This is a genomic window from Qipengyuania sp. ABI-127-1, assembly GCA_022953095.1.
Classification (GTDB): Bacteria; Pseudomonadota; Alphaproteobacteria; order Sphingomonadales; family Sphingomonadaceae; genus Qipengyuania.
Genome location: JALJCR010000001.1, coordinates 1,116,436 through 1,142,511, shown reverse-complemented (window position 1 = coordinate 1,142,511; position 26,076 = coordinate 1,116,436). Strand labels below are relative to the sequence as shown.

Genomic DNA, 26,076 nt, shown 5'->3' with positions numbered 1-26,076 from the left:
TTGCTCCTCACTGCATCCCACCCTTGTTTCGCACGCCTGCCGCCGCCCATATGGCTCGGCCATGAACCGCGTGCGCTGCCTCGTCCTCAATGCCGCTCTCGGCCCCTTGGATTACAAGGTGCCCGACGCGATGCGTGTCGAACCCGGTTCGGTGGTCGAATGCCCGCTGGGGCCGCGTACCGTGATCGGGATCGTCTGGGAGGCTGAACGGCTGCCCGGCACCGAGGTTCCGGTAGGGAAGCTGCGGAATTTGAGGGGATTGCTCCCGATACCCCCGCTCTCCGCGCCGCTGCGCCGCCTGATCGAATGGACGGCAGATTACTATGTCGCCTCGCTGGCCAGCGTGGCGCGCATGGCGCTGTCGTCGGGCGGTGCTCTGAAGGGTCCGGCCACCATGACCGAATATCGCCTGACCGGCGGCATGCCCGAACGCATGACCCCGCAGCGGGAGACGGCGATGGAAGCGCTCGAGGGCGAGCAGGCCAACATCCGCGAACTGGCGGGTATTGCCGGGGTATCCGAGGCGGTCCTGCGGGGCCTCGTTAATCAGGGCGTGCTCGAGCCGGTCGAGGTCGATTGCGACCGCCCCTATGACGCGGCCCGCCCGGACTTTGCCCATGTCGAGTTGAGCGCGGAGCAGCGCGCGGCCTCGGACATTCTCGCCGAGGCCGTTCGCAAGGCGGAGTTCGCCCCCTTCCTTCTCGACGGGGTGACCGGATCGGGCAAGACCGAGACCTATTTCGAGCCCGTCGCCGAGGCACTTGATATCGGGCGTCAGGTGCTCGTGCTGCTGCCCGAGATCGCCTTGACGGAGAATTTCCTCCACCGCTTCGAAGAGCGCTTCGGCGCATCGCCCGTGCTGTGGCATTCCTCGCTTAAATCGACCGAGCGCCGCCGCGCCTATCGCGCGGTCTCCGACGGCAGCGCGCAGGTCGTCGTCGGCGCGCGTTCGGCCTTGTTCCTCCCCTTTGCGAAGCTCGGCCTGATCGTCGTCGACGAGGCGCATGAGACCAGCTTCAAGCAGGAAGACGGAGTGCGCTACAATGCGCGCGACGTAGCCGTGATGCGGGGGCATTTCGAAAAGGTGCCGGTGGTCCTCGCCAGTGCCACGCCCGCGCTCGAAAGCCTGCAGATGGCCGAGAGCGGGGTCTACACCAAGATCGACCTGCCCAGCCGGTTCGGCGGGGCACAATTGCCCAGCATCGACACGATCGACCTGACGGAGGAAAAGCCCCCGCAGGGCATGTGGCTGGCCCAGCGGCTGGTCGACGGGATCGAGGAGCGGCTCGAACGCGGCGAACAGTCGCTGCTGTTCTTGAACCGCCGCGGCTATGCGCCGCTGACCTTGTGCCGCAATTGTGGCTTTCGCTATCAATGTCCCAATTGCAGCGCCTGGCTGGTCGAGCACCGCTTCACCCGACGCCTCGCCTGCCACCACTGCGGCCATGAAGCCCCCGCCCCCCAGGCCTGCACCGAATGCGGCGAGCCCGATTGCCTCGTCGCCTGCGGCCCGGGCGTGGAACGGATCGCCGACGAGGTGGCGGAGCGCCTGCCGCAGGCGCGGGTGTTCGTCGCCACCTCGGACACGCTCAACTCGCCCGGCCGCGCCGCAGAATTCATCGCCGCGGTGGAGGCTCGCGAGATCGACGTGATCGTCGGCACACAATTGGTAACCAAGGGGTTCCATTTCCCCGAACTGACACTGGTCGGGGTTGTCGATGCCGATCTCGGCCTGGAAGGCGGCGATCTGCGCGCGGGCGAGCGGACCTATCAGCAGGTGGCACAGGTCGCGGGGCGCGCGGGGCGCGGTTCGAAACCGGGCGAGGTGCTGATCCAGACACGCCATCCCGAAGCGCCGGTTATCGCCGCGCTCGCCGCCGGAGACCGCGACGCCTTCTACTCTGCCGAAACCGAAATGCGGCGCGAGGCGGGCGCGCCCCCCTTCGGCCGCTGGGCCGCAATTATCATCTCTTCCGAAGACGATGCCGAAGCGCGCGAGGCCGCCAACCGGCTCGGTGCCTTCCGCCCACAGGTCGCCGAATGCGTGATCCTCGGCCCTGCCCCAGCCCCCATGGCGCTGCTCCGCAACCGCTACCGCTACCGCTTCCTCATCAACGCGCGGCGCAGCGTTCACTTGCAGGACGTCATCCGCCACTGGCTCGGCGCGGTCGACCACCCGCCCGGCGTGCGCGTTGCGGTCGACGTGGATCCTTACAGTTTTGTCTAAAAACCACACGGTACCGCGAAATCCATCGCGGTACGGATTTGCACTTGCACATTTTGGCGCAAACGTAATGGTTGACCACGGACTGCAATCTGAGGGTCAAACATGAAACTGAAACTCGCGCTGGCGGGCCTAGTGCTCGCTGCCACGCCTGCCCATGCGGAATGGTATCAGGCAGACACCGCCCATTTCCGGGTCTATTCCGATAGCGATGCCGAAACCGCTGCCAAAACGGCGGTGAGGATGGAACGGCTCGACGAGGCAATGCGCTTCATGCTCAAGATCTCGCCGGACGAACGTGAACCCGAACTCTCCGAAAAGCTGACACTTTTCCAGTTTGGCACCGCGCGCGACATCGGACGCTTGGTGGACAGCAAGAGCGTAGCCGGGTTCTTTATTCCGCGCGGCGGCAACACCGTCGCATTCAGCCCGCTGAGGGAAGAGCGCCAGCGCGGTTCGCGCGGGTACAATCGCAGTGACGACACGGATCTGTCGCCGGAAACGGTGCTGTTCCACGAATACGCGCACTATTTCATGTTCCGGCATGCACCCGCTGCCTATCCCTATTGGTACCGCGAAGGCTTTGCCGAAGTCTACGGCACCCTGGAACTCACCGATGATGGGTTCATCATAGGCGCGCCGGCAAACCACCGCGCATCGACTCTCAAGGCCCTTCGCGCCTACGATCTGGAGAACCTTTTCCAGCGTCCCGAGAAAATGCGTTACCGCGATGTCTTCGCCGCTTATGCGCAAGGCTGGCTTCTATCGCATTACCTCACCTTTTCAGGCGAACGCGATGGCCAACTCAAGGCTTATCTCGACCTCCTAAACCAGCGCGTCCCGAGCCTCGATGCGGCACGCCAGGCGTTCGGCAATCTGCACGCTCTACAGTCGGACATGCGTAAGTACCAGAGCCGACGACTGTCCGGAAAAACAGTAACTTTCGATGGATATCGGCCCCCAGAGGTCACGGTACGCGAGGTCAGCGATGCCGAAGCGGCGAGCCTGCCCATCCGGGCACAGTCGCAATCCGGCGTGACACGCGAGATGGCGCTGGACCTGGTAGACGATGCGCGCCAGTTGGCGGCGAACTATCCGGACAGCGTCATGGCGCAGCTCACCGCAACCGAAGCGTTGTTCGATGCGCGGCTTTACGAGGAAGCAACCAGGGCCGCCGAGCGAGCACAGCAACTGGATGAGGAATCCGCCTGGCCCAATATCTACCTCGGTCGCATCGCGCTGACCAAGGCGGTCGGGTTCGAACCGGTGGGCGAAACCGAATGGCCCGCGATCGCAGCCGATCCTTCCTACTTCGAAGAGGCCCAGAAGCAGTTTGCGCTGGCGAACCGCAAGGATCCTCAGAATCCTGCATCGTTGCACGAGTATTATCTCGCTCACCGTTTGAGCGGCGAGCTGGTGCCCGAAACCGCTCTGATCGCGTTGGAAAACGCGTATTTCAACGCCCAGTTCGATCGTTCATTCCGCCAGACGCTCGGTCATCTCCTGCTTCTCGAGCAGCGCGATACCGATGCCCTCAGCGTGTTGGGTCCGGTGATCAACGACCCACATGCCCCCAAGCGCATCGATCGGCTCAACAAGATTCTCGAGGAACTGGAAGCAGATCCTAGCAAACGAGCCGAAGCGCTGGAATTCCTTTCGCCCGAACCGGATTGGCTGTTCCAGCCCGATCCCGAAGATGAGGAAGGCGACGACGAGGATTGATCGCCAGCGGACATACAGGACGCTTTTGGCGGAGCCGGGCATTTTGAAGGGTAATGCCCGCCCCGTTCTCGTCCCCGTCCTTGGCGATCAGCTCACTCGCGACGTCGCCTCCATCCGCGGGCGGAGCAAGGACGATACCGTCATCCTGATGATGGAGCTCTGGGACGAGGCGACCTACGTCAAGCACCACAAGCAGAAGATCGCGCTGATCTTTTCCGCCATGCGGCACTTCGCGAAGGAGCTGCGCGGTGCGGGATGGACAGTCGATTACGTCAGGCTCGACGATGCGGATAATGCGGGGAGCTTCACCGGAGAGGTTGCCCGCGCGATAGAGGAGCATTCGCCCCGCCTCGTGAGCGTGGTCGAGGCCGGCGAATGGCGCGTGCGCGAGGCGATGGACCAGTGGGCGGACAAATTCGCCTGCGAAGTAGAAATCCTGCGCGACGACCGGTTCATCTGTTCGCAGGCCGAATTCGACGAATGGGCAGCGGATCGCAAAGAGCTCCGCATGGAGTTCTTCTACCGTGCAATGCGGCGTAAGACCGGTCTGCTTGTCGACGACGACGGCAAGCCCGAAGGCGGCGAGTGGAATTACGACAGCGAGAACCGTAAACCGCCCAAGGAAGGCCTATCGGCGCCCGTACGCCCCAAGTTCGAGCCGGACGACATCACGCGGGAGGTCATCGAACTGGTCGAGGACCGATTCGGCGACCATTTCGGCAGTCTCGAAAGCTTCGCATGGCCGGTAACGCGCGATGAAGCCAAGGACGCCGCCGATGCCTTCTTCGCCGAGCGGATCGAGTGTTTCGGCCCCTATCAGGACGCGATGGTCGCGGGCGAGGACGATCTGTTCCACTCCATGCTCTCGACCAGCATCAATCTCGGCCTACTCGATCCGCTGGAGCTGTGTTGGCGCGCGGAGAAGGCGTACAGGGAAGGCAAGGCCCCGCTCCATTCGGTCGAGGGCTTCATTCGCCAGATAATCGGCTGGCGTGAATATGTGCGCGGCTTCTACTGGCACCAGGTGCCGCATCTGCAAAAGGCCAACGCCCTGAATGCCCAGCGCGGTCTGCCCGAGTTCTACTGGACCGGCGAAACCGACATGGCCTGTCTTGCCGATTGCATCCGCACCACGCACGACAATGCGCATGCGCATCATATCCAGCGGTTGATGGTGCTCGGGAATTTCGCCCTGCTGGCGGGCATCAGCCCGCGCGAGGTGCAGGACTGGTATCTGGTCGTCTATGCCGATGCCTATGAATGGGTCGAACTGCCCAATGTCGCCGCGATGATCCTCTATGCCGATGGCGGCAAGCTCGCCTCCAAGCCTTATGCGGCGAGCGGCAACTACATCAACAAGATGAGCAATTACTGCTCCACCTGCGCCTATTCGGTGAGCAAGAAGACCGGCGAAGGTGCCTGCCCCTTCAACCCGCTCTACTGGCATTTTATGCACCGGCACCGCGACCGGCTGGGAAAGAACCACCGTATCGGCCGGATTTATGCCACCTGGGACCGGATGGGCAATGAACGCCAGCAGGACTATCTCGACAGCGCCGAGGCGTTCCTTGACTCGCTCGAACCGGCCCGGCCCGGATGGGCGCGAAACGACTGACGCTTCGGAAAACGGCTCGTCGCAGCGGTCCCCCGCGCCAACCGCCTTCGTCACTATTTCGCCGCAATTGTTCATCCACCCGACAGGTTGAGGTGGACAACCGGCGCGCAGCTGCGGCCCCAGGGCCGTTCGTTCACATCACGGGGACCGGACACGGTTCACCATTCCGCTCGCGCAAGGCTCTCGGCGCCTTTCGCTTTCAGCCGTATCGGTCGCGTGGCGGGGTCACGAATGAGGAGTATACAGATGAACGCATTTTCCACCGGCACAGCTACGTTTGCTGCAATCGGTCTGCTAGCCGCCCCGGCAATGGCGCAGGAGCTTGAAGCGCAAGCGAGCTATGACGACCGGCAGGGCGAAGTTCTGACGACCGTCACCGGCCATACACCCAGCGATCTTTCGGACATGCCCGAAGGCCCCGAATTCGAAGGCGTCATCTCGGCCCGCAAGGACAACAAGATTCAGGTTACCACCGCGGACGGTTCGCGCCCCGTCGTAGCCATCAGTCCGGCCACCGAAATTCGCAGCAGCGGCGGCTTCCTCGGTCTCGACAAGGATGCGCTGACCGAGGCGGACCTGCTCAACGGCCTGCCGGTGGATGTCGAAACGGTCGAATGGGCCGATCGCGGCCTGATTGCCACCAAGGTGGCGGTCAAATCGCGTGACCTCAAAACCGCGCGAATGATCCACACCGGTACCGACCAGCGCTTTACCGCCAATGAAGCCGCAACCGAGGCTTTGCGCGGCCGCGTCGCCAATATCGACGAATACAATATCAAGGGTACGACCAACGTCTATTTCGACACGGCGAAGTATAACCTGTCGCAAGAGGCGCGTTACGAGCTGTGCCAAACGGCACAGCAGGCGCAATCGACCGACAATGCTCTGCTGCTCGTGGTCGGCTACACCGATTCGGTCGGCGACTATGAATACAATCAGGAACTGAGCGAAAAGCGCGCCACGCGCGTCGTGAACTTCCTCCAGCAGGAATGCGGCTGGAAGCCCTATCGCATGATGGTCCCCACCGGCATGGCCGAGGCCGACCCGGCGGCCGATAACACGACCGAAGCCGGCAAGGCGCAGAACCGCCGCGTGGCGGTGAATATCCTCGTCAGCAAGAGCGTCGACGGGATGCAGGCTGGGCTCTGACCGGACCGAGTTGTTGCAATTCGCGGGACGGGTGAGCCTATCGCCCGTCCCTTTTTTGCACGCGCCGCGATTGCACCTTTGCCGGAACGTCGAGGCGTTTCGGCCCTTTCCATTGCAAAGCAGACAGGAAAGGGCCTCATGTCCGATATAACCACCGTCAATCCCGCCACCGGCGAAGAGATCGCCGCCTATAGCAAGCTATCGCGCGAGGAAGCCTGCGCGGCGGTCGACAAATGCCACGCCGCCTTCGAGCAATGGCGGCTGCGCAGCCTCAATGACCGGGCGCGGGTGATCAAGGGTCTCGGCAAGGCGCTGCGCGACCACAAGGAAGAACTTGCCCAGCTGATGACGGCCGAGGTCGGCAAGCTGATCGGCGACAGCCGCGACGAGGTCGAGCTGTGTGCTGCGATCTGCGACTATACTGCCGCAAACGGTCCCAAGGAGCTGGCCGACGAGCATCGCGAGCCGAACAATGCGGGGCGCGGCATCGTCACCTATTCGCCCATCGGCGTGATTTACGGCGTCCAGCCGTGGAATTTCCCCGCCTATCAGGTGATCCGCTATGCCATTGCCAATCTCATGACCGGCAACGGCGTGCTGCTGAAACACGCATCGAACTGCACCGGCAGCGGGCTAAAGATCGCCGAGATTTTCGCCAAGGGCGGTCTGCCAGAAAACCTGTTCACCGTGCTTGTCATCGATCACGATACGTCGGATGCGATCGTCGAACACGACAAGGTTCGGGGCGTCACGCTGACCGGCTCGGATGGCGCGGGCAAGCATATCGCGGAAGCGGCATGCAAGGTGCTCAAGCCGCTGGTGCTCGAACTGGGTTCAAACGATGCCTATCTTGTGCTCGAAGATGCCGATCTCGACAAAGCAGCGGAGATTTGCGCGCGGGCGCGGCTCTACAATAACGGCCAGACCTGCATCAACGGCAAGCGCTTCATCGTGACCGACAAGGTCTATGATGCCTTCCTCGAGAAATTCGTCGCCAAGTTCGAAGCGACCAGGATCGGCGATCCTCTGGCCGACGATAGCGATATGGGGCCGATGGCGCGCAGGGACCTGCGCGACGACGTGCAGAAACAGGTCGACCAGTCGGTGGAAAAAGGCGCGAAGATCGCCTGCGGCGGCAAAATCCCCGACGGTCCCGGCGCGTTTTACCCAGCCACTGTGCTGGTCGACGTCACCCCCGGACAGCCCGCCTATGACGACGAAATTTTCGGCCCCGTGGCCAGCGTCATCCGCGCACAGGACGACGAGGATGCGATGCGGCTCGCCAACGACAGCCGCTATGGTCTGGGCGGCGGGATATTATGCCGCGATACCGACCGCGCGATCGAGCTGGCCAAGACGCATTTCGACACCGGCATGGTGTTCATCAACACCTATGGCGTGGCCGATCCCTCGATGCCGTTCGGCGGTGTGAAGAATTCGGGTTACGGTCGCGAGCACGGCGGCTTCGGCATCAAGGAATTTGCCAACGCCAAGGCGATTTTCGTCGGCGCGGAGTGACCATTCGCCGCCAACTGAGGCCAAGCCTATCCCGCATAGATCTCCCTGGCATCTTCGGTCAATTTCTCCATGGCCCAGCCCCAGGGCTGATGCCCGTAGCTGATCCGCGCCACGCCCAGATCGGCAAGCTCAGCAGTCGTCCCACGACCTGGCGCCCACAGCACATTGACCGGCAAGGGCGAAGCCTCGCAGATCGCGCGAATGGTCGGATGATCGCCGAGGAAGGGGACGAACAGGCTCCCTGCCCCGGCTTCGGCATAAGCCCTTGCGCGTTCCAGCACGGCGTCGATCATCTCGGGCGAATAATCCGCCGGATCGACGCCCCGATAGACATCGGTACGGGCATTGACATGAATGCCGGTTGCGGCGGCAGCAGCGACACGCTCGGCGGCCGCATCGGTGGGCAGCAGTTCGGTTTCGCCCGGCATCCGGTCTTCGATGTTGATGCCTGTGGCGCCCAGGTCGAATGCCTTGCTGACAGATCGGCCCACCTCGGCAGGCGTATCGCCATAGCCTGCCTCCATGTCGATCGTGACCGGCAAGTCGGTAGCCGTGAGAATGCGGCGTAAATTCTCCAGCACGATGTCGAGCGGGAGTGTCTCGCCATCTTTGAAACCATTCGCTTCGGCCACGCCGTAGCTGCCCGTAGCGATTGCCTTGGCCCCCGCCTCGGCAACGGCCCGCGCACTGCCCGCATCCCAGATATTGTAAAGCACCAGCGGTTTGCCCGGCACATGCAGCGCCCTGAATTGCTCGATCTTGCTCGTCATTTCGTTTCCCTTCTCAGCAGCTCGGCTTTGATTTCTGTGCCATAGGCATAGCCGCCCAGCCCGCCGTCTGCTGCGATCACCCTGTGGCAGGGGATCAGGACGGCGATGTTGTTCGCCCCGTTCGCGCCGCCGACCGCACGGCTCGACTTGGGATTGCCGAGTGCGGCGGCAAGTTCGCCATAGCTACGCGTCTCGCCCGCCGGGATGTCACGCAGCGCATGCCACACGCGCTGCTGGAATGCGGTGCCCTTCACATCGAGCGGGATCTCTGCGGTGGTGGCATTGACGGGCTGCTCAACGGCGGCTGTGACCTGTTCGAACAGCGCGCGGAACTCACCGCCCGCTTCGACCAGCGTGGCATTGGGGAAACGCGCGCGCAGTTCCTCCTCGCCCTCGTCGAAAGAGAGGCAGCACACGCCCTTTTCCGTCGCGGCGACGAGCATGGTGCCGAGCGTCGTTGCGACGCATGTCCAATGGATGGTGCGGCCCCTGCCCCCATCGCGCCAGTCGCTCGGCATCATGCCCAATCGTCCTTTCGTATCGTCATAGAAGCGTGAGGCCGAGCCATAGCCTGCCTCGTAGATCGCGCCGGTCACGCTATCGGCCTCGGCCAGCGCATCGCGCGCCCGCTCTTCGCGCAGCGCGCGGGCATAGGCAGCGGGCGAGAGGCCGATGGCGCGTTTGAACACACGCTGGAAATGGGTTGGCGAATAGCCCGTGAGCTGGGCCAACGCCGCCAGCGAAGGCGCGTCTTCGGCGCCGCGAATCTCGTCGATCGCCGCCAGCACCGCCGCCTCGTCGCGTCCGACATCGTCCGGGAGGCAGCGTTTGCAGGCGCGCAGCCCCGCCGCACGCGCCGCCGCGCCATCGGCGAAGAACCGCACGTTCCCGCGCGATGGATGCCGCGCCGCGCAGGAGGGACGGCAATAGATGCCGGTGGTCAACACACCGGTCACGAAGCGCCCGTCGAAGGCGCGATCGCGGCGCAGGACAGCGGCCCAGGCAGTGTCATCGGTAATCGTCACGACTATCTCCATAGCGCAAGTGGCCCGTTTGTGCGCGTCGATCGACAGCCGCGCATCCCGCGGCTTGCGGTCAAAGCCAATGATCGTCACAAGGCGCAGCAAATGGGACGGTTTGTCACTCTTCTGGCCAGTATCCTGGCGCTGTTCACTCCCGCATTCGCGCAAGCGGAGCCCGCCGATATCGATGCCGCCGCGCGCGGCGTGGTGCGCGTGGTCATTATCGGCGAAGACACTGACGAACTGCTTCCGATCAGCCACGGGACCGGTTTTGCCGTTGCGGCCGACCGGGTCGTCACCAATGCCCATGTGGTGCGCGATGCGCTGCGCGATGGCGAGCTTAGAATCGGCATTATTCCCAGCGGCGGCGGCGAAGCCGTCTATGGCCAGACGCTGGCGGTAAGCGCGCGCAACGATCTGGCGCTGATCCGCATCACCGGCGATTTGCGCCTGCCCCCGCTTGCCCTGGCCGGAGGCGCGCCGCCCGACAGCGGCGAAGTCACCAGTGTTGGCTATCCCATGAATGTCGACCGCGCGCAGGGGCTGGATTTCAACGACATCTTTCGCAGCCAGCCCCCGGTGAAAAGCCGCGGCTTCATTTCGGGGGCGCGGCCCAGCCGCCAGTTCGACACCATCCTCCACACGGCGCCCATCGCGCGCGGCAGTTCAGGCGGTCCGCTGCTCGATCCCTGCGGCCGCGTGGTGGGGGTGAACAGCTTTGGCGCGGACAGCGATGGCGGCGATGCGGAGTTTTTCTTCGCGGTGTCGAACCGCGAAATGGTGCCTTTCCTACGCGCCAACGACGTCGAGCCGCGCATCAACAGCTCCGCCTGCCGCTCCATGGCCGATCTCGACGCGGCCGAGCGCGAGCGGTTGCAGCGCGAACAGATGACTGCGCGCGCCGATCTCGCGCAGCGTTTCGAAGCGCAGCGGGAAAAGCGCGAACGTGCCCTGCTCGAAGCCGAACAGGGGGTCATGACCGAACGCGAAGACCGTCTGTTTCTCTCTATCGTCCTGCTTCTGATCGCCTTCGGCCTGGGGCAATGGGCAATGGCCTTGTGGCAGAAAGACGAAGAAGAGCGCGATGAAACCCGCCTGAGAATAGTCGGGGGGGCAGCCGCCGCAATCGTGCTCGCCGCGCTTGCCGCCTATCTTACCCGCCCCGGCCTCGACGAAATCGACCGCCGTGTCGCCGCCGCCATGCAGGCTGGGGAGGATGATCCGGAAGGGGCGGGGATGTCTGCATCGGGCGATCTCGTGCTGACATGCACTCTCGTGCCCGAACGCAGCCGGGTCACCAGTGCCCAGGTCGAAGACATAGAATTCGACTGGACCGCAGACGGCTGTGTCAACAGCCGAACGCAATATGGGTATTCGGGCGGCACCTGGAGCCGCGTATTCGTACCCAATTCCGAAGACGCGGTGTCGGTCAACAGCTTCGACCCCGACCGACGTATCTTCCGCACCGAACGCTATCTTCTGTCGCGCAAGGCCATGAACGAGGCCCGCGAGGCGCGCGGCAAGTACGAGGCCCCCCAATGCGGGGCCGAGGAAGCCTCCGCGCAACTCGGCGAGATGCAGACGGAAGTCCTCGGCAAGCTGCCCCGGCAAGCCAATGAACGGCTGGTCTATGAATGCAGCGCACGGCGGCCCTAGCCGCCGATCCGCGCAGCCTCACGCAGCCAGCGGTTCGCCGGTCAGCGTGATGCGGTGCATCTCGCGGGCGTGCCCCTGATAATCGTTCATCGCCAAATGCCAGGTCGTGCGATTGTCCCAGATCGCCACCGAACCCGGCTCCCACGCCACGCGGCAGGTGTTGTCCGCCGCAGTGGCGGCCGCATAGAGTTTCTGTAGCAGCGGCAAGCTCTCTTCGCGGCTTCGGCCGACGATGTTCACCGTGAAGGCGCTGTTGACATAGAGCAGCTTGCGGCCGGTCTGAGGGTGACGGATCACGATCGGGTGCGTTGCCCCTGTCTTGAGCGCCTTGCCGCGCAAATCGCCGCCCATGTCGGTCTTGGCATAAAGCCCGTCTTCGTCGTAAATATGGTCGGCAGTGTGATAGGCCTCGAGCCCTTCGATCTCGGTCTTGAGATCGTCGGGCAGCGCATCATAGGCTTCGCCCATATGCGCCCATAGAGTGTCGCCTCCGCTCGGCGGCAGCGTTCGCGCAACCAGGATCGAACCCATGGCTGGCACCTGATCGTAGGAATGGTCGGTATGCCATCCGCCGCCGATATTGGTGACCTGATCGGCGCGCTTTCTGACCACGGCGATTTCCGGATGTTCGTCGGTCAGCGGGAAGTAATTGTTGAGATCGATCCCGCCCCAGCGCCTGGCGAAGGCGATATGGGCCTCGGGCGTGAAATCGTCCTGCCCGCGAAACAGCGCGATTCCGTGAGTGTAGATCGCCTGCTTAATCGCATCGAGCGTATCGCCCTCCGCTTCGGCCAGACTCACCCCGGCAACTTCGACCCCGCATGCGGGCGCCAGTGCCGCCATCTCCATTGCCTCTCTCCCACGCAAATGGTTGCTTTGTGCCACGCAATCTACGCCCCTTACGAGCGGAGTCCAGATTCCCTGCCCGGACTCGGCTTGCCATTGACGGGGGGCTTTGCTAGGCGCGCGCCGACCTTGCCGGGGGCGACTCCCGTCACCCGTTCACGGCCAGGATCGCACAGACTTTTCTTCCGGACCCGAGAGGACCTCAAGCGCGTGGATATTTCCGCCGGTATTCAGGCTAGCCTGGCAGGGCGTTACGCTTCGGCCCTGTTCGATCTCGCTAGCGAAAACGGAACCGTGACCGCAGTCGAATCGGACCTCGACAAGGTCGAGGCCGCGCTCGCCGAATCGGCCGAGCTCGCCGCCGTTACCACCAACCCCAAGGTCAGCCGCGGTGCCGCACAGAAGGCGCTGTGGGGCGTCTCCGCCATTCTCGGCGTGTCCGAGCTGACGCAGAACTTCCTCGGCGTGCTGGCGCAGAACCGCCGCCTGTCGCAGCTGCCGCAGGTAATTTGCGCCTTCCGCGCGATCGCCGCCGCCCAGCGCGGCGAAGTGACCGCCGAAGTCACCAGCGCGCACGCGCTGACCGATGCGCAGCTCGATGCGCTCAAGACCAAGCTGACGGTCCGCGAAGGCCGCACGGTCAAGCTTTCTACGAAGGTCGATCCCGAGCTCCTCGGCGGCCTCGTCGTCACCATCGGATCGAAGCGCATCGACGGCTCGATCCGCACCCGTCTCAATTCGCTTTCCCAGGCCATGAAGGCTTAAAGGACACACATCATGGATATCCGCGCCGCAGAAATCTCCAAGGTCATCAAGGACCAGATCGCCAATTTCGGCAGTGAAGCCGAAGTCAGCGAAGTCGGTACCGTGCTTTCGGTGGGTGACGGTATTGCCCGCATCCACGGCCTCGACAAGGTTCAGGCCGGTGAAATGATCGAATTTTCTAACGGCGTTCAGGGCATGGCGCTGAACCTCGAAGCCGATAATGTCGGTGCCGTTATCTTCGGTTCCGACCAGGAAATCGGCGAAGGCGACAGCGTCAAGCGCACCAACACCATCGTGGACGTTCCCGTCGGCAAGGCCTTGCTCGGCCGTGTGGTCGACGCGCTCGGCAATCCGATCGACGGCAAAGGCCCGATCGAAACCACCGAGCGCCGCCTGGTCGAACAGAAAGCCCCCGGCATCATCCCACGCGAATCGGTTTCCGAGCCGGTGCAGTCGGGCCTCAAGGCCATCGACGCCCTCGTGCCCGTCGGCCGCGGTCAGCGCGAACTGATCATCGGCGACCGCCAGACCGGCAAGTCCGCCGTCGCGATCGATACCTTCATCAACCAGAAGGAAGTCAATCAGTCGGACGATGAGAGCAAGAAGCTCTACTGCATCTATGTCGCCGTCGGCCAGAAGCGCTCGACCGTCGCACAGATCGTCAAGCAGCTCGAAGAAAACGGCGCGATGGAATACACCATCGTCGTCGCCGCGACCGCTTCGGAGCCCGCTCCGCTGCAGTATCTCGCGCCGTACACCGGCGCCGCGATGGGCGAATTCTTCCGCGACAACGGCATGCACGCCGTGATCGTGTACGACGACCTTTCGAAGCAGGCCGTCGCCTACCGCCAGATGTCGCTGCTGCTGCGTCGCCCTCCGGGACGCGAAGCATACCCGGGCGACGTGTTCTACCTCCACAGCCGCCTGCTCGAGCGCGCGGCGAAGATGAACAAGTCGCAGGGTGGCGGCTCGCTGACCGCGCTGCCGATCATCGAAACGCAGGCAGGCGACGTGTCGGCTTACATTCCGACCAACGTGATCTCGATCACCGACGGTCAGATCTTCCTCGAAACCGACCTGTTCTACCAGGGCATCCGCCCGGCCATCAACGTCGGCCTGTCGGTCAGCCGTGTGGGCGGTGCCGCCCAGACCAAGGCGATGAAGAAGGTCTCGGGCTCGATGAAGCTCGACCTCGCCCAGTACCGCGAAATGGCTGCCTTCGCGCAGTTCGGCTCGGACCTCGACGCCGCAACGCAGAAGCTGCTCAACCGCGGTGCGCGCCTGACCGAGCTGCTCAAGCAGCCGCAATTCTCGCCGATGCCGTTCGAAGAGCAGACTGTGTCGATCTTCGCCGGCACCAACGGCTATATCGACGAAGTGCCGGTTGACCGCGTCACCGACTACGAAGCCCAGATGCTGAGCTTCATGCGCGCCGAACACGCCGACGTGCTGGAAACCATCCGCACCACCGGCAAGTTCGAAGACGACACCAAGAACAAGGTCGTCGACGCGCTCAAGACCTTCGCCAAGCAGTTCGCCTGAGCCTTAGAGACACGAAGATAGGGAGCCGAAATGGCTAGCCTCAAGGAACTCAAGGGCCGGATCAACTCGGTCAAATCGACCCAGAAGATCACCAAGGCCAAGCAGATGGTCGCAGCGGCCAAGCTGCGCCGTGCGCAGGCTGCTGCCGAAGCTGCACGTCCGTATGCCGAGCGGCTGTCGGGCGTCATGGCTTCGCTCGCAGGCAAGGTAAGCGGCGACAGCGCCCCCAAGCTGCTCGCGGGCACCGGGTCGGACAAGCGCCACCTGCTGGTGGTCGTGAACACCGACAAGGGCCTGTGTGGTGGCTTGAACTCGAACATCGTGAAGGCTGCCAAGATCAAGGCGCGCGCGCTGCTCGCCGAGGGTAAGGACGTGTCCTTCTACCTTGTCGGCAAAAAGGGCCGCGCCCCGATCAAGCGCGACTATGCCGACCGGATCGAGAAGCATTTCGACACGTCTGCGGTGCGCAATCTGGGCTTCGAGGAAGCCGAGGCGATTGCCGACGATCTGATCGAGCGCTTCGAGAAGGGCGAATTCGACGTCGCCCACCTCGTCTACCCGATCTTCAAGTCGGCGCTGGCGCAAGACCCGACCGTCGACCAACTGATCCCCGTCCCTTCGCCCGAAGGCGAAGGCACCGGCGGCGATGCCGTGGTCGAATACGAGCCGGGCGAAGAGGAGATTCTCGAGGAGCTCCTGCCTCGCTACGTCAAGACGCAGCTATTCGGTGCCCTGCTGGAACGCGAAGCCTCCGAACAGGGCGCCTCGATGACCGCGATGGACAACGCCACGCGCAATGCGGGCGATCTCATCAACAAGCTGACGATCCAGTACAACCGCAGCCGCCAGGCCGCGATCACCACCGAACTGATCGAAATCATTGCCGGCGCCGAAGCGCTGTAAGGACTATCGACGTGAAAAATCTCGCCCTCATCCTTCCCCTTGCCCTGCTCGCCGCTTGCGGTGAAGAGCCCGCTGCCGAACCTGTGCCCGAACAGGTCGTCTCGCCCGAACCCGCCAATACGCCGCCGGCACCGGACGAAGCCCTGTTCAAAACGGTTTTCGCCGAAACCTGCGAAGGCGCGGAACCCGTCAGCGTCGCCATGTGCAAGCGTGCCATGGGATCCGATGTCGTGAGCTGCGAATTCGGCCTCGGCGACGATGAATACATGCGCAACAAGGCGCAGCTTGAAGTCAATGAAGACAGCACCGGCTGGAACCTCGCCGATGCCGCCGCCATCTGCGCCGAACACGGCGCCACCCTCGCAGACTCCTGAGCCAGTAGGATAGATATCATGGCCACCGCACCCGTACTCAACCAATCGCCCAACGGCACCATCAGCCAGGTCATCGGCGCCGTCGTCGACGTCCAGTTCCCCGGCGAACTGCCGGCGATCCTGACCGCGCTCGAAACGAAGAACGGCGATAATACGCTGGTTCTCGAAGTCGCCCAGCACCTCGGTGAAAACACCGTGCGTACCATCGCGATGGACGGCACCGACGGCCTCGTTCGCGGCCAGGAAGTCGTCAACACCGGCGCGCAGATCTCGGTCCCCGTCGGTCCGAAGACGCTCGGCCGCATCATGAACGTCGTCGGTGAACCGATCGACGAGCGCGGCCCGATCGGTGCCGAAAGCACCAGCCCGATCCACGCGGAAGCGCCGCTCTTCGTCGACCAGTCGACCGAAGCGGCCATTCTCGTCACCGGCATCAAGGTCATCGACCTTCTCGCACCTTACGCAAAGGGCGGTAAGATCGGCCTGTTCGGCGGCGCCGGCGTCGGCAAGACCGTGCTGATCCAGGAACTCATCAACAACATCGCCAAGGGTCACGGCGGCGTGTCCGTCTTCGCCGGTGTCGGTGAGCGTACCCGTGAAGGTAACGACCTCTACCACGAATTCCTCGACGCAGGCGTCATCGCCAAGGACGCCGACGGAAACGCCACTTCGGACGGTTCGAAGGTTGCCCTCGTCTTCGGCCAGATGAACGAGCCTCCGGGGGCACGTGCCCGCGTTGCTCTCTCGGGTCTGACCATGGCGGAATACTTCCGCGACCAGGAAGGCCAGGACGTTCTGTTCTTCGTCGACAACATCTTCCGCTTTACCCAGGCGGGTTCGGAAGTGTCGGCACTGCTCGGCCGTATTCCTTCGGCCGTGGGCTACCAGCCGACCCTGTCGACCGACATGGGCAATTTGCAGGAACGCATCACCTCGACCACCAAGGGCTCGATCACCTCGGTCCAGGCCATCTACGTTCCCGCCGACGACCTTACCGACCCGGCGCCTGCAACCTCGTTTGCCCACTTGGACGCAACGACCACGCTGAGCCGCGCGATCTCGGAGCTGGGCATTTACCCGGCCGTCGACCCGCTCGACTCGACCAGCCGCGTGCTCGAGCCGCGCGTCGTCGGCCAGGAACACTACGAGACCGCTCGTAAGGTCCAGGAAACGCTGCAGAAGTACAAGAGCCTGCAGGACATCATTGCCATTCTCGGCATGGACGAACTGTCGGAAGAAGATAAGCTGACCGTGGCCCGTGCCCGCAAGATCCAGCGCTTCCTCTCGCAGCCGTTCCACGTTGCGGAAGTCTTCACCAACATCCCGGGCGTGTTCGTCCAGCTCGAAGACACGATCAAGTCGTTCAAGGCTGTCGTCGAAGGCGAATACGACCACCTGCCGGAAGCGGCCTTCTACATGGTCGGCGGCATCGACCAGGCGGTCGAGAAGGCCAAGCGCCTGGCCGAGGACTCGTAAGGACATGGCCCTGCACTTCGAACTCGTCACGCCGGCCAAGCTGGTCCGCTCCGAAGACGTCCACATGGTCGTCGTTCCCGGTGCGGAAGGCGAATTCGGCGTGCTCGAGGGCCACGCGCCCTTCATGTCGACGATCCGCGACGGTGCGGTGCAGGTCTACAAGACCGACGGCGGCGCGCCTGAGACCATCGAGGTCCGCGGCGGCTTCGCCGAAGTCGGCGAGAACGGGCTGACGGTCCTTGCCGAGCACGTCGAGAGCTGAGGCTTCTCTGACATAGAAGACAGGTGAAGGGCGGCCCTGCGCAGGGTCGCCCTTCGTCGTTTTACTGACACCATCGGCCGGTCCGGCAACCGATAATTAACCACGAGATGCGAGGGATCGCCCGCAGTCACGTTGGGGGTACGGTCGGACAGATGACGGCGATGAGCCTTGATAGGGCGGATTCCACGCCCAAGTCCGTAGCGTCGCGTGACGCGTTGTGGCTCGTTGCTCTGTTGACCTTGGGCGCGCTTGTGGTGCGCCTTCCCTTCCTGGGCGATCACAACGCCGATATCGACGAACAGCTATATGCGCTGATCGGCAGCCAGATGCTGCAGGGCCAATTGCCATTCGTCGATCTGTGGGACCGCAAGCCCTTCGGCCTGTTCCTGCTGTTCGGACTGGCCGATGCGAGCGGCCTGCCCGCCCCCTGGTCCTATCAGCTCATGGCGACGGGTTTCATCGTGATCGGCGCCCTGCTGCTGCGCCGCCTGGCGCTGCTCCTTGTCGATAGGGGCACCGCGACGGTGGTGGCTCTTCTCTATATCGTTCTGATGACGATCTACGGGTCGCATTCAGCCCAGACAGAAGCGTTCCACGTGCCTGCCATGCTCGCCATGGCGCTGCTGGTGCGCGATACCCGGCATCCCAATGCGCTGAGGCGCGCCTGGCTCGCCATGCTGATCGGCGGGCTGGCCCTGCAGATAAAATACACGGTCTTCCCGCAATGCGTTTTCTTCGGCCTGTGGGCGCTTTGGGGCCAATATCGCGCGGGACGCACGCTATCTCAGTTACTAGCGATCGCCGCCGGTTTCGCAGCGCTCGGCCTGCTTCCTACAATAGGGGTCGGCCTGTTCTACCTTGCCGTCGGTGGGTGGGAAGAATTCTGGTTCGCCAATTTCGTCAGCTTCTTCTTGCGTGCGCCTGCCCCGATGGGGCGCTTCGCCGACGATTACGCGATCTTCCTGCTTCCGCTCATGGTCCTGACCATAGCGGGCCTTTACGGTCGTTTCCGGATGACGGTGCCCGAGGATGGACTCACCTACACGTTCTTCTGGGGCATGCTGGGGGCAGCGCTTGCAACGGTCTTCCTGCCATCGACCGTCTATGCCTATTACTTCGCTGCGCTGGTACCCGCAGTGTTGCTGGTTGCGCTCCCCTTTCTCGACAGGCGCGGCCCGGTGGGGATGGCTCCGCTGCTCGCTGCGATGATCGCCTGCGTCGGTCTTCTTTACCTTCCCCAACGGTTCGAGGCTTCGCAGGATCACCGCGCCGCGATGGACGAACTCGTCGCGGCCATCCGCCCCCATGTCGACAGCAACAGCGCCTGTCTATGGGTCTTCGATGGCCCAACGGCGCTCTACACGACCACGGAGAGCTGCCTGCCGACTAGGCTGATCTATCCCGACCACCTCAACAATGCGCTCGAACATGGTTCGCTCGGCCTGCTACAGATCGACGAGGTCCGCCGCATCCTCGGCACCCGCCCGCCGGTGATCGTAACGGCCGACCGGCCCTTCACGGTCCAAAACGAACAGGTTCTCGCCCATGTCCGAACCGCTCTGCCGCGCGGCTATGTCGTCATCGCCGAACAGCGTATCCATGATCGTGGCCTCAAGGTCTGGTTGCGACGCGATCTGATGGGCAGTAGCCGTTGATCGACAAGGGGTTGCCGCCCACCTGAACAAACGGCACATAGTCTCTCGAAAAATCGGGAGACACGACCTTGAAACTCGCATCCGCGCTGGCCATGGCGGCTGTCATGACGCTTGCAACCAACACGCCCGCCGCCGCACAGGATGGCATTCCCGGCCCCGAGGAAGACAGCTACATCTGGCTCGAGGAGGCCCGCAGCGATCGGGCGCTGGATTGGGTCCGCACCGAGAATGAGCGGACGATGGGCATGCTCGCGGGCGACCCACGCTTCGAAGCAGTCAAGGCTGAAGCGCTGGCGATCTATGACAGCGAGGATCGCATTCCCTATGTCTCGATTCGGCCGGACGGCTTGTATAATTTCTGGCAGGACAAGCAGAACCCGCGCGGTCTGGTGCGCCGTACCACGCTGGAAAGCTACCGCAGCGACAATCCGGCATGGGAAACCGTGCTCGATGTGGACGCGCTGGCCGAGGCGGAAGGGCGCGAATGGGTTTACAAGGGCTATGAATGCCTGCCGCCCGAAGAACGCCTGTGCATGGTCGCCCTGTCCGACGGAGGCGAGGATGCCACCGTGCTGCGCGAATTCGACATGGCGACCGGGAGCTTCGTCGAGAATGGTTTCGTGCTCGATGAAAAGAGCCAGGGCGATGTCCAGTGGGTGGACAAGGACACGCTGCTCGTCAGCCGCGATTTCGGCGAAGGTACCCTGACCGAAAGCCAGTATCCACGCACCACGCGCATCTGGAAGCGCGGCACATCGATCGCTGATGCGCAGGAAATCTGGCGCGGTGAGGAGACCGACGTATGGTCGGGCGCCACGCTGCTGCGCGATCACACGGGCACTGCCCATGGCTATTACGCCTTTCGCGCGGTCAGTTTCCACGAGACCGAGTATTACTGGCAGCATGATGGGGAATGGCTGCGGCTGGACATTCCGCTCAAGGCCTCTCCCTATGGTCTGATCGATGGGCAGCTCTTGTTCTCGACCGATGTGGACTGGGAAACGCAGGGGGAGACCTTCCCTGCCGACGCGCTCGTCTCGGTCGATCTGGAGGAATTCAAGGCCGATCCCAACGGCGCGGCCAAGACGCTGGTCTGGGCGCCCAAGGACAAGCAGACCAAACAAGGGGCGGCGAACACCAGCGAAAGCCTTTACGTCAGCCTGCTGGACAATGTCCGCGGGCGCGTGCTCAAATTCGATCATGTCGACGGACAGTGGGTATCGAGTGAAATCGACCTGCCCGACAATTCGACCGTGGGGGTGGCTGCCGCGTCCGACGGCTCGGACGAGATCATGTATTCGGTCACGGATTTCCTGACGCCCTCGACGCTGTATTATTCGGATGGCAGCGGCGCGCCCGACATCATCAAGACTTCGCCCAGCTATTTCGATGCGCAGGGCATGGAAGTCGAACAGTTCGAGGCGACCAGCGCCGACGGGACGAAAATTCCCTATTTCCTCGTCAAGCCGAAGGGCATGGTGATGGACGGGACCAATCCCACGCTGCTGACCGGCTATGGCGGCTTCCAGGTCCCGCGCCTGCCTTCCTATCTCGGTTCGATCGGCAAGATCTGGCTTGAGCGCGGCGGGGCCTACATCCTCGGCAATATGCGCGGCGGTGGCGAATTCGGCCCCGGCTGGCACCAGAGCGCGATTCGCGAGAACAAGCAGCGCACCTGGGACGACTTCATTGCCATCGCGGAAGACGCGATCGCACGCGGCATCACCTCGGCCGAGCATCTGGGCATTCAGGGCGGCAGTCAGGGCGGCCTGCTGGTCGGCACGGCCTTCACCCAGCGGCCCGAGCTGTTCAATGCGGCGATCGTGCAGATCCCGCTATTCGACATGCTGCGCTATCACCTGATCGGACGCGGCGCTTCGTGGACCGGCGAATATGGCGATCCGCGCGTGGACGAACAGCGCGCCTGGATCGAGCCCTACTCACCCTATCAGAAGCTGCTCGAAGGCAAGGATTATCCCGCCCCGTTTTTCTGGGCCTCGACCGCCGACGACAGGACGCATCCCGCCCATGCCCGCAAGGGCGCGGCGCGCGTCAAGGAACTCGGGCAGGACTATTTCTACTTCGAGGACATGACCGGTGGCCATTCGGGCGGCGTCGACAATGAACAGCGCGCCAAGATCCAGGCACTGCAGATGATCTATCTGCTCCAGCGGCTGGCGGACTGACAGGCGTCGCGGAGGGGGCCGGATCGGCGCCCTCCCCCTGTTCCAATTTAACGCTTCGGCAATCGACGCAGCCTATGGCCGCGCGAGAAGGGGTCGCATCCAACGATATCACGCATGGAGATGCGAACTACAATGACCAGCCTAGTCCATAAACCCCGGATTGCCGTTAGCGAGGCCGCCATTCTGCGAGGCGAGCGTATAGAAGACATCGCCTGCACGATCGTCGATGTTTCGAGCGATGGCTTTCGGCTGACGGTCCCGCGCGGCGTACCCTGCGGCGGCGGTTATCGTCTCAGCTACGGGGGTGAGGAACACGGAGTGGTCATTCGCTGGGCGTCGCTAGAGGAAGCGGGCGGCCAGTTCCTCGACTGACGATCCGGCTCAGCGCGGCCTCCGGGTCGGTGCATGGAAATCGGGCGGCTTGTCGGCCACCCATCGCACGAATTTCGCGACCGCCGGATGAGTTAGCAAAGCCTCCCGGTCATCGCCTATCCGCGCCAGTTCGGCATTGCTGAAATTGGCGTGGATCGCGCGGTGGCAGATCGGATGTACCGGCACCGTCACACGCCCCTTCTTTGCCTTCGGCACCGGGTGATGATGCTGGACCTCGCGTCCCAACCGGCGTTCGCACAACCAGCAGGCGGGATCTATCGATTCGTCCAATCGGGATCCGCCTGGATGGTCTCTTCGGTGAACAACTCGTCCTCCTGCGCGAAGGCGCGCTCGGCGGCATCGTATTGCACCGGCAGGTCGGCCTGCCCGCCTTGGCACAGCCGCAGCGCGACGAATTCGCCATCGCGTGTGATCATCACACCGTCGGTGATGGCCGGGTAGTTCGGCTCGCCTGCTGCGAAATTGGTCCGGACCATGCGGCTGAACACGATGTAGCGTGTGTCGCCATTGGCAAACGCGATCTGCGCCTCTCCCCCGCCCGAATACATGGCAGTGGCCCATTTCCCGCCGCGCAGGACCAGTTCGGGGGTTTTCCCGCCGAAGCGATACTGCGCCGGACCCTCGGACGGCGCGCAGACCGCCAGGCGCTTGTCACCGGGCATGGCGCAGGAAAAGACCGCCTCCTCCTGCGCCGTGCAGTCGATTTGCGTGGGTGCGGGATCGACTGGCACGGCAGGGATCCGTACCGGCAGCGCGGGAGCCGGCTCGGCAACATTGCTATCCTGCGATCCACCCCCATCCTCGCCCCAGCCGGTGCAACCGGCGAGCATCAGGAACGAGGCGACCAGCCCCCTCACTTCTTCTCCGCCGCTTTCTTCTTTTTCATCGCATCGTGAAAGCGGTCGGCCCAGCCGGGTTTCACCACCTGGTCGCCGCGCACCACGCGCAGGTCGCCATCGCCGACATCGCGGCTGACCGCGCTGCCCGCGGCGACGATCGCATCCGCCCCGATCCGTACCGGGGCGATCAGCGCGCTGTTCGAGCCGATGAAGGCTCGCTCGCCGATCACGGTCTTGTATTTGAAATAGCCATCGTAATTGCAGGTGATCGTACCCGCGCCGATATTGGCGCCCGCCCCCACCTCGGTATCGCCGAGATAGGTCAGGTGGTTCGCCTTGGCGCCTTCGCCCAGCGTGGTCTTCTTCATCTCGACGAAATTGCCGACCTTGCTGTCTTTCTCCATCACCGCGCCGGGCCGCAGGCGGGCGTAGGGTCCAACCGAGCAGCCTTCACCCACACGTGCGCCTTCGAGATGGCTGAAGGCGCGGATGGTTGCGCCATTCGCCACGCTGACACCGGGACCGAAGACGACGTTTGGCTCGACCGTCACATCGCGGCCCAGTTCGGTGTCCCAACTGAAGAACACCGTCTCGGGCGCCTTTAGCGACGCGCCGCCGGCCATCGCTTCCTCGCGCCTGAGCGCCTGCCATTGTGCCTCGGCCACAGCCAGCTCGGCGCGCGAGTTGATTCCCGCAACCTCATCGGCGTCGGTCTCGATCACCTTGACCGTGTCGCCCCGCGCAATCGCCCCTGTGGCAACGTCGGGCAGATAATATTCACCCTGCGCATTGTCATTGTCGACCGCGTCGAGCAGCGGCCACATGTCGTCTGAATGGGCCACGATCAGGCCCGAATTGCACAGGTCGCAGGCGCGTTCCTCGGCATTCGCGTCCTTGTATTCGACCATCTTGGCGACTGTGCCGTCCGCATCGGCGATGATGCGGCCATAGGCGAGCGGATCGGCGGGACGGAAACCGAGAACCGCGACCTTGGCCCCTTCGTCGAGCGCCGCGATGAGCCGCCGCACCGTGTCCGCGCGGACCATGGGGCAATCGCCGAAGCAGACCAGGATATGACCCGAAAATCCTTCGAGCGCCGCACGTGCCTGCAGGGCCGCATGCGCCGTGCCCAATTGCGGTTCCTGAAGTGCGGTTGTCACGCCCCGGTCGGCCAGCGCCGCGTCCAACTGTTCGCGTTTGTCGCCGACCACGACCACGGTGCGCTTGAGATCGAGCTCGGCGAAACTGTCGAGCAAGTGCAGCAGCATCGGATGCCCCGCAATCGGGTGGAGCACCTTGTGCAGGTCGCTTTTCATGCGAGTGCCCTTGCCCGCGGCAAGGATGATGGCGGCGAAATCGCGGTTCGTGTTCATGAGGAAGCGCCTTGCCACCAATCGCTTGCAGTTTGAAGGACCATCCTTCACCGCTTGCGCCAATGACCGACCTGCCATTCGCCATCATCGGCTTCGACCTCGACGGAACCCTGCTCGAAACGCATCGCGATCTCGGTGCGGCCGTCAACCATGCGCTCGAACTGGGCGGTTTCGAACCTGTCCCCGCCGACCATGCAAGCGACCTGATCGGCGGCGGGGCCAAGATCATGCTCAAACAGGCGGTCGATCAGCAGGGCGGGTTGCCGGACGACAAATTCCGCAAGCTCTACAAGCAGATGCTCGCCTATTACTCCGAAAACAACGCGATCCACACACAGCCCTATCCGCATGCGCACGAGGTGCTGGCCGAGCTTGCCGGGCGCAAGATCGCGATGGCGGTGGTGACCAACAAGTTCGAGAGCTTCGCCCGTCAGATTCTCGATACGCTGGGCCTTGCGCAGCATTTCGTCGCGATTATCGGCGGCGATACGATGGGCAAGGGACGCGCCAAACCCGCGCCGGACCCGATCTTCGAAGCGATCAGGCGCGGCGGCGGCGGTAGCCTCGCCTTCGTCGGCGACAGCTCCTACGACGTCAGGGCGGCCCGCGCCGCCGCTGTCCCGGTGATCGGCGCGCGGTACGGCTATTGCGACAAGCCGCGTGGGGAACTGGGCGCGGATGCCGAGATCGATTCGCTCGCCGAGCTGATTCCAGCCCTTGCCCGTTTGGGGTAAGCAACCCGCCGCTACGGAATCGCGGCCCACCATACCCGGTGTTGCAAGTGCGAAGGGAACGTGCCACCTCACGCGCCAATTGACCTTTACGTAAACGATAAAGCAGGAGCAGCCCCATGAGCATCGATTTCAAGGACAAGGTAGCTATCGTCACCGGCGCCGGCGGCGGTCTGGGCCGCGAATACGCGCTCGAACTCGCCCGGCGCGGCGCGAAGGTCGTGGTCAACGACCTCGGGGGTGCGCGCGACGGCACCGGCCATTCGGACATGGCGCTGCAGGTGGTTGAGGAAATCGAGAAGGCCGGCGGCGAAGCCGTATCGAATGGCGGCTCGGTCACCGAGTTCGAGCAGATGGAAAAGATGGTCGCCGACGCCAAGCAGAAGTGGGGCGGCGTGCACATCGTCATCAACAATGCGGGCGTGCTGCGCGACAAAACCTTCGCCAAGATGACGATGGACGATTTCGAATTCGTCGTCGACGTCCACCTCAACGGTTCGGCCAATGTCGCCAAGGCCGCCTGGGAAACCATGCGCGAGCAGGCCTATGGCCGCATCCTCATGACCGCATCGTCGACCGGCCTGTTCGGCAATTTCGGCCAGGCCAATTACGGCGCCGCCAAGCTCGGCCTCGCAGGCCTCACCAAGACGCTCCAGCTCGAGGGCGCGAAATACAATATCAAGGTGAACACGATTTCGCCGGTCGCCGGCACGCGCATGACCGAAGACCTGTTCCCCGAAGAAGCCTTCAAGCTGTTCGATCCGGTGAATGTGGTCCCGGCCGCGCTCTTCCTCGTCAGCGAAGACGCGCCGACCAACGCCATTGTTGGCGCGGGCGCAGGCGGCTTCCACAGCGCCTGGACCGTCATGAACGACGCCGTGTGGCTCAAGGACGAAGACCGCACTGTCGAAGGTTTCGCCGCCAATTGGGACAAGATCAGCGAATTCTCGAACCTCAAGGCCCCGCAATCGGGCAGCGAGCAGTCGGGCGCGATCCTGACCGCGATGCAGAAGGTCACCGGCACCGGGCCGGGCAGCGCGCGCGGCTAAACTGCC

23 protein-coding genes are annotated in these 26,076 nt (G+C 63.5%); 17 read left to right on the top strand and 6 right to left on the bottom strand.

Features of this window, described 5'->3' with window-relative positions; all coding sequences use genetic code 11:
* The first annotated feature begins 61 nt into the window (after positions 1-61).
* The 5 genes from MUY37_RS05575 (at position 62) to MUY37_RS05555 (ending at position 8,228) form a co-directional block, all read left to right on the top strand.
* Positions 62-2,227, top strand: coding sequence for a primosomal protein N' (locus MUY37_RS05575; protein WP_499194390.1), 2,166 nt, complete (start codon positions 62-64; stop codon positions 2,225-2,227).
* A gap of 102 nt (positions 2,228-2,329) precedes the next feature.
* Positions 2,330-3,946 carry a tetratricopeptide repeat protein gene (locus MUY37_RS05570; RefSeq protein ID WP_499194389.1) on the top strand — a complete coding sequence of 539 codons (1,617 nt, stop codon included), beginning with the start codon at positions 2,330-2,332 and terminating at the stop codon, positions 3,944-3,946.
* A 43-nt stretch (positions 3,947-3,989) separates the two neighbouring features.
* Complete coding sequence (locus tag MUY37_RS05565; RefSeq protein WP_499194388.1) at positions 3,990-5,561, top strand: cryptochrome/photolyase family protein; 1,572 nt, start codon at positions 3,990-3,992, stop codon at positions 5,559-5,561.
* Positions 5,562-5,807: 246 nt separating this feature from the next.
* Complete coding sequence (locus MUY37_RS05560; RefSeq protein WP_499194387.1) at positions 5,808-6,710, top strand: OmpA family protein; 903 nt, start codon at positions 5,808-5,810, stop codon at positions 6,708-6,710.
* A gap of 138 nt (positions 6,711-6,848) precedes the next feature.
* Positions 6,849-8,228: an NAD-dependent succinate-semialdehyde dehydrogenase gene (locus MUY37_RS05555; protein ID WP_499194386.1), complete on the top strand. Its 1,380-nt coding sequence runs from the start codon at positions 6,849-6,851 to the stop codon at positions 8,226-8,228.
* 26 nt (positions 8,229-8,254) lie between these two features.
* Here the strand turns inward: MUY37_RS05555 and MUY37_RS05550 are convergent, their stop codons facing one another.
* Together MUY37_RS05550 and ada are read right to left on the bottom strand one after the other, a co-directional pair.
* Positions 8,255-8,998: an isocitrate lyase/PEP mutase family protein gene (locus MUY37_RS05550; protein ID WP_499194385.1), complete on the bottom strand. Its 744-nt coding sequence runs from the start codon at positions 8,996-8,998 to the stop codon at positions 8,255-8,257.
* Positions 8,995-10,035 (bottom strand): bifunctional DNA-binding transcriptional regulator/O6-methylguanine-DNA methyltransferase Ada, encoded by a 1,041-nt coding sequence (gene ada, locus MUY37_RS05545; RefSeq protein WP_499194384.1) that lies wholly within the window; start codon positions 10,033-10,035, stop codon positions 8,995-8,997. Before ada ends, MUY37_RS05550 begins: the two co-directional genes overlap by 4 nt.
* A gap of 90 nt (positions 10,036-10,125) precedes the next feature.
* On the opposite strand from ada, the gene MUY37_RS05540 reads away from it, so the two are divergent.
* Complete coding sequence (locus MUY37_RS05540; RefSeq protein ID WP_499194383.1) at positions 10,126-11,676, top strand: S1 family peptidase; 1,551 nt, start codon at positions 10,126-10,128, stop codon at positions 11,674-11,676.
* Positions 11,677-11,694: 18 nt separating this feature from the next.
* Here MUY37_RS05540 and MUY37_RS05535 read toward each other — a convergent pair whose 3' ends face one another.
* Positions 11,695-12,561, bottom strand: a complete 867-nt coding sequence (locus MUY37_RS05535) for a TauD/TfdA dioxygenase family protein (RefSeq protein ID WP_499194382.1) — start codon at positions 12,559-12,561, stop codon at positions 11,695-11,697.
* Positions 12,562-12,732: 171 nt separating this feature from the next.
* Between MUY37_RS05535 and MUY37_RS05530 the strand changes: the two genes are divergently transcribed.
* The 9 genes from MUY37_RS05530 (at position 12,733) to MUY37_RS05490 (ending at position 22,057) form a co-directional block, all read left to right on the top strand.
* Positions 12,733-13,287, top strand: a complete 555-nt coding sequence (locus MUY37_RS05530; RefSeq protein ID WP_499194381.1) for a F0F1 ATP synthase subunit delta — start codon at positions 12,733-12,735, stop codon at positions 13,285-13,287.
* A 12-nt stretch (positions 13,288-13,299) separates the two neighbouring features.
* The gene (gene atpA, locus MUY37_RS05525; RefSeq protein ID WP_499194380.1) at positions 13,300-14,829 is read left to right on the top strand and encodes a F0F1 ATP synthase subunit alpha; all 1,530 of its coding nucleotides are present in this window, start codon (positions 13,300-13,302) and stop codon (positions 14,827-14,829) included.
* A gap of 30 nt (positions 14,830-14,859) precedes the next feature.
* Positions 14,860-15,732 (top strand): F0F1 ATP synthase subunit gamma, encoded by an 873-nt coding sequence (locus MUY37_RS05520; RefSeq protein WP_499194379.1) that lies wholly within the window; start codon positions 14,860-14,862, stop codon positions 15,730-15,732.
* An 11-nt stretch (positions 15,733-15,743) separates the two neighbouring features.
* Positions 15,744-16,106, top strand: a complete 363-nt coding sequence (locus MUY37_RS05515) for a hypothetical protein (RefSeq protein ID WP_234041445.1) — start codon at positions 15,744-15,746, stop codon at positions 16,104-16,106.
* Positions 16,107-16,124: 18 nt separating this feature from the next.
* On the top strand, positions 16,125-17,582 hold the full coding sequence (gene atpD, locus MUY37_RS05510; RefSeq protein WP_499194378.1) for a F0F1 ATP synthase subunit beta: 1,458 nt from the start codon (positions 16,125-16,127) through the stop codon (positions 17,580-17,582).
* Positions 17,583-17,586: 4 nt separating this feature from the next.
* Complete coding sequence (locus tag MUY37_RS05505) at positions 17,587-17,844, top strand: ATP synthase F1 subunit epsilon (protein WP_499194377.1); 258 nt, start codon at positions 17,587-17,589, stop codon at positions 17,842-17,844.
* 161 nt (positions 17,845-18,005) lie between these two features.
* Positions 18,006-19,499: an ArnT family glycosyltransferase gene (locus MUY37_RS05500; RefSeq protein ID WP_499194376.1), complete on the top strand. Its 1,494-nt coding sequence runs from the start codon at positions 18,006-18,008 to the stop codon at positions 19,497-19,499.
* Positions 19,500-19,567: 68 nt separating this feature from the next.
* A complete protein-coding gene (locus MUY37_RS05495; RefSeq protein ID WP_499194375.1) occupies positions 19,568-21,685 on the top strand; it encodes a prolyl oligopeptidase family serine peptidase in 2,118 nt (705 codons plus the stop codon).
* Between the two features lie 132 nt (positions 21,686-21,817).
* Positions 21,818-22,057 (top strand): hypothetical protein, encoded by a 240-nt coding sequence (locus MUY37_RS05490; RefSeq protein WP_499194374.1) that lies wholly within the window; start codon positions 21,818-21,820, stop codon positions 22,055-22,057.
* A gap of 9 nt (positions 22,058-22,066) precedes the next feature.
* On the opposite strand, the gene MUY37_RS05485 is transcribed toward MUY37_RS05490, so the two are convergent.
* The 3 genes from MUY37_RS05485 to glmU are packed head-to-tail and all read right to left on the bottom strand — an operon-like array spanning position 22,067 to position 24,290.
* A complete protein-coding gene (locus MUY37_RS05485) occupies positions 22,067-22,348 on the bottom strand; it encodes an HNH endonuclease (protein WP_499194373.1) in 282 nt (93 codons plus the stop codon).
* Positions 22,333-22,935 carry a hypothetical protein gene (locus MUY37_RS05480; RefSeq protein WP_499194372.1) on the bottom strand — a complete coding sequence of 201 codons (603 nt, stop codon included), beginning with the start codon at positions 22,933-22,935 and terminating at the stop codon, positions 22,333-22,335. Before MUY37_RS05480 ends, MUY37_RS05485 begins: the two co-directional genes overlap by 16 nt.
* Complete coding sequence (gene glmU / locus MUY37_RS05475; RefSeq protein WP_499194371.1) at positions 22,932-24,290, bottom strand: bifunctional UDP-N-acetylglucosamine diphosphorylase/glucosamine-1-phosphate N-acetyltransferase GlmU; 1,359 nt, start codon at positions 24,288-24,290, stop codon at positions 22,932-22,934. The genes MUY37_RS05480 and glmU overlap by 4 nt, the downstream gene beginning before the upstream one ends.
* 62 nt (positions 24,291-24,352) lie before the next feature.
* Here glmU and MUY37_RS05470 point away from each other — a divergent pair, with 62 nt between their 5' ends.
* Together MUY37_RS05470 and MUY37_RS05465 are read left to right on the top strand one after the other, a co-directional pair.
* On the top strand, positions 24,353-25,024 hold the full coding sequence (locus tag MUY37_RS05470; RefSeq protein WP_499194370.1) for an HAD-IA family hydrolase: 672 nt from the start codon (positions 24,353-24,355) through the stop codon (positions 25,022-25,024).
* A 116-nt stretch (positions 25,025-25,140) separates the two neighbouring features.
* Complete coding sequence (locus MUY37_RS05465; protein WP_499194369.1) at positions 25,141-26,070, top strand: SDR family NAD(P)-dependent oxidoreductase; 930 nt, start codon at positions 25,141-25,143, stop codon at positions 26,068-26,070.
* Positions 26,071-26,076 lie beyond the last annotated feature (6 nt).

What these genes read in the sequence shown, in the direction of transcription:
- MUY37_RS05575 (WP_499194390.1), top strand. Translation starts at nt 62, where the DNA reads ATGAACCGCGTGCGCTGCCTCGTCCTCAATGCCGCTCTCGGCCCCTTG.
- MUY37_RS05570 (WP_499194389.1), top strand. Translation starts at nt 2,330, where the DNA reads ATGAAACTGAAACTCGCGCTGGCGGGCCTAGTGCTCGCTGCCACGCCT.
- MUY37_RS05560 (WP_499194387.1), top strand. Translation starts at nt 5,808, where the DNA reads ATGAACGCATTTTCCACCGGCACAGCTACGTTTGCTGCAATCGGTCTG.
- MUY37_RS05555 (WP_499194386.1), top strand. Translation starts at nt 6,849, where the DNA reads ATGTCCGATATAACCACCGTCAATCCCGCCACCGGCGAAGAGATCGCC.
- MUY37_RS05550 (WP_499194385.1), bottom strand. Translation starts at nt 8,998, where the DNA reads ATGACGAGCAAGATCGAGCAATTCAGGGCGCTGCATGTGCCGGGCAAA.
- ada (WP_499194384.1), bottom strand. Translation starts at nt 10,035, where the DNA reads ATGGAGATAGTCGTGACGATTACCGATGACACTGCCTGGGCCGCTGTC.
- MUY37_RS05540 (WP_499194383.1), top strand. Translation starts at nt 10,126, where the DNA reads ATGGGACGGTTTGTCACTCTTCTGGCCAGTATCCTGGCGCTGTTCACT.
- atpA (WP_499194380.1), top strand. Translation starts at nt 13,300, where the DNA reads ATGGATATCCGCGCCGCAGAAATCTCCAAGGTCATCAAGGACCAGATC.
- MUY37_RS05520 (WP_499194379.1), top strand. Translation starts at nt 14,860, where the DNA reads ATGGCTAGCCTCAAGGAACTCAAGGGCCGGATCAACTCGGTCAAATCG.
- atpD (WP_499194378.1), top strand. Translation starts at nt 16,125, where the DNA reads ATGGCCACCGCACCCGTACTCAACCAATCGCCCAACGGCACCATCAGC.
- MUY37_RS05505 (WP_499194377.1), top strand. Translation starts at nt 17,587, where the DNA reads ATGGCCCTGCACTTCGAACTCGTCACGCCGGCCAAGCTGGTCCGCTCC.
- MUY37_RS05500 (WP_499194376.1), top strand. Translation starts at nt 18,006, where the DNA reads ATGAGCCTTGATAGGGCGGATTCCACGCCCAAGTCCGTAGCGTCGCGT.
- MUY37_RS05490 (WP_499194374.1), top strand. Translation starts at nt 21,818, where the DNA reads ATGACCAGCCTAGTCCATAAACCCCGGATTGCCGTTAGCGAGGCCGCC.
- glmU (WP_499194371.1), bottom strand. Translation starts at nt 24,290, where the DNA reads ATGAACACGAACCGCGATTTCGCCGCCATCATCCTTGCCGCGGGCAAG.
- MUY37_RS05470 (WP_499194370.1), top strand. Translation starts at nt 24,353, where the DNA reads ATGACCGACCTGCCATTCGCCATCATCGGCTTCGACCTCGACGGAACC.
- MUY37_RS05465 (WP_499194369.1), top strand. Translation starts at nt 25,141, where the DNA reads ATGAGCATCGATTTCAAGGACAAGGTAGCTATCGTCACCGGCGCCGGC.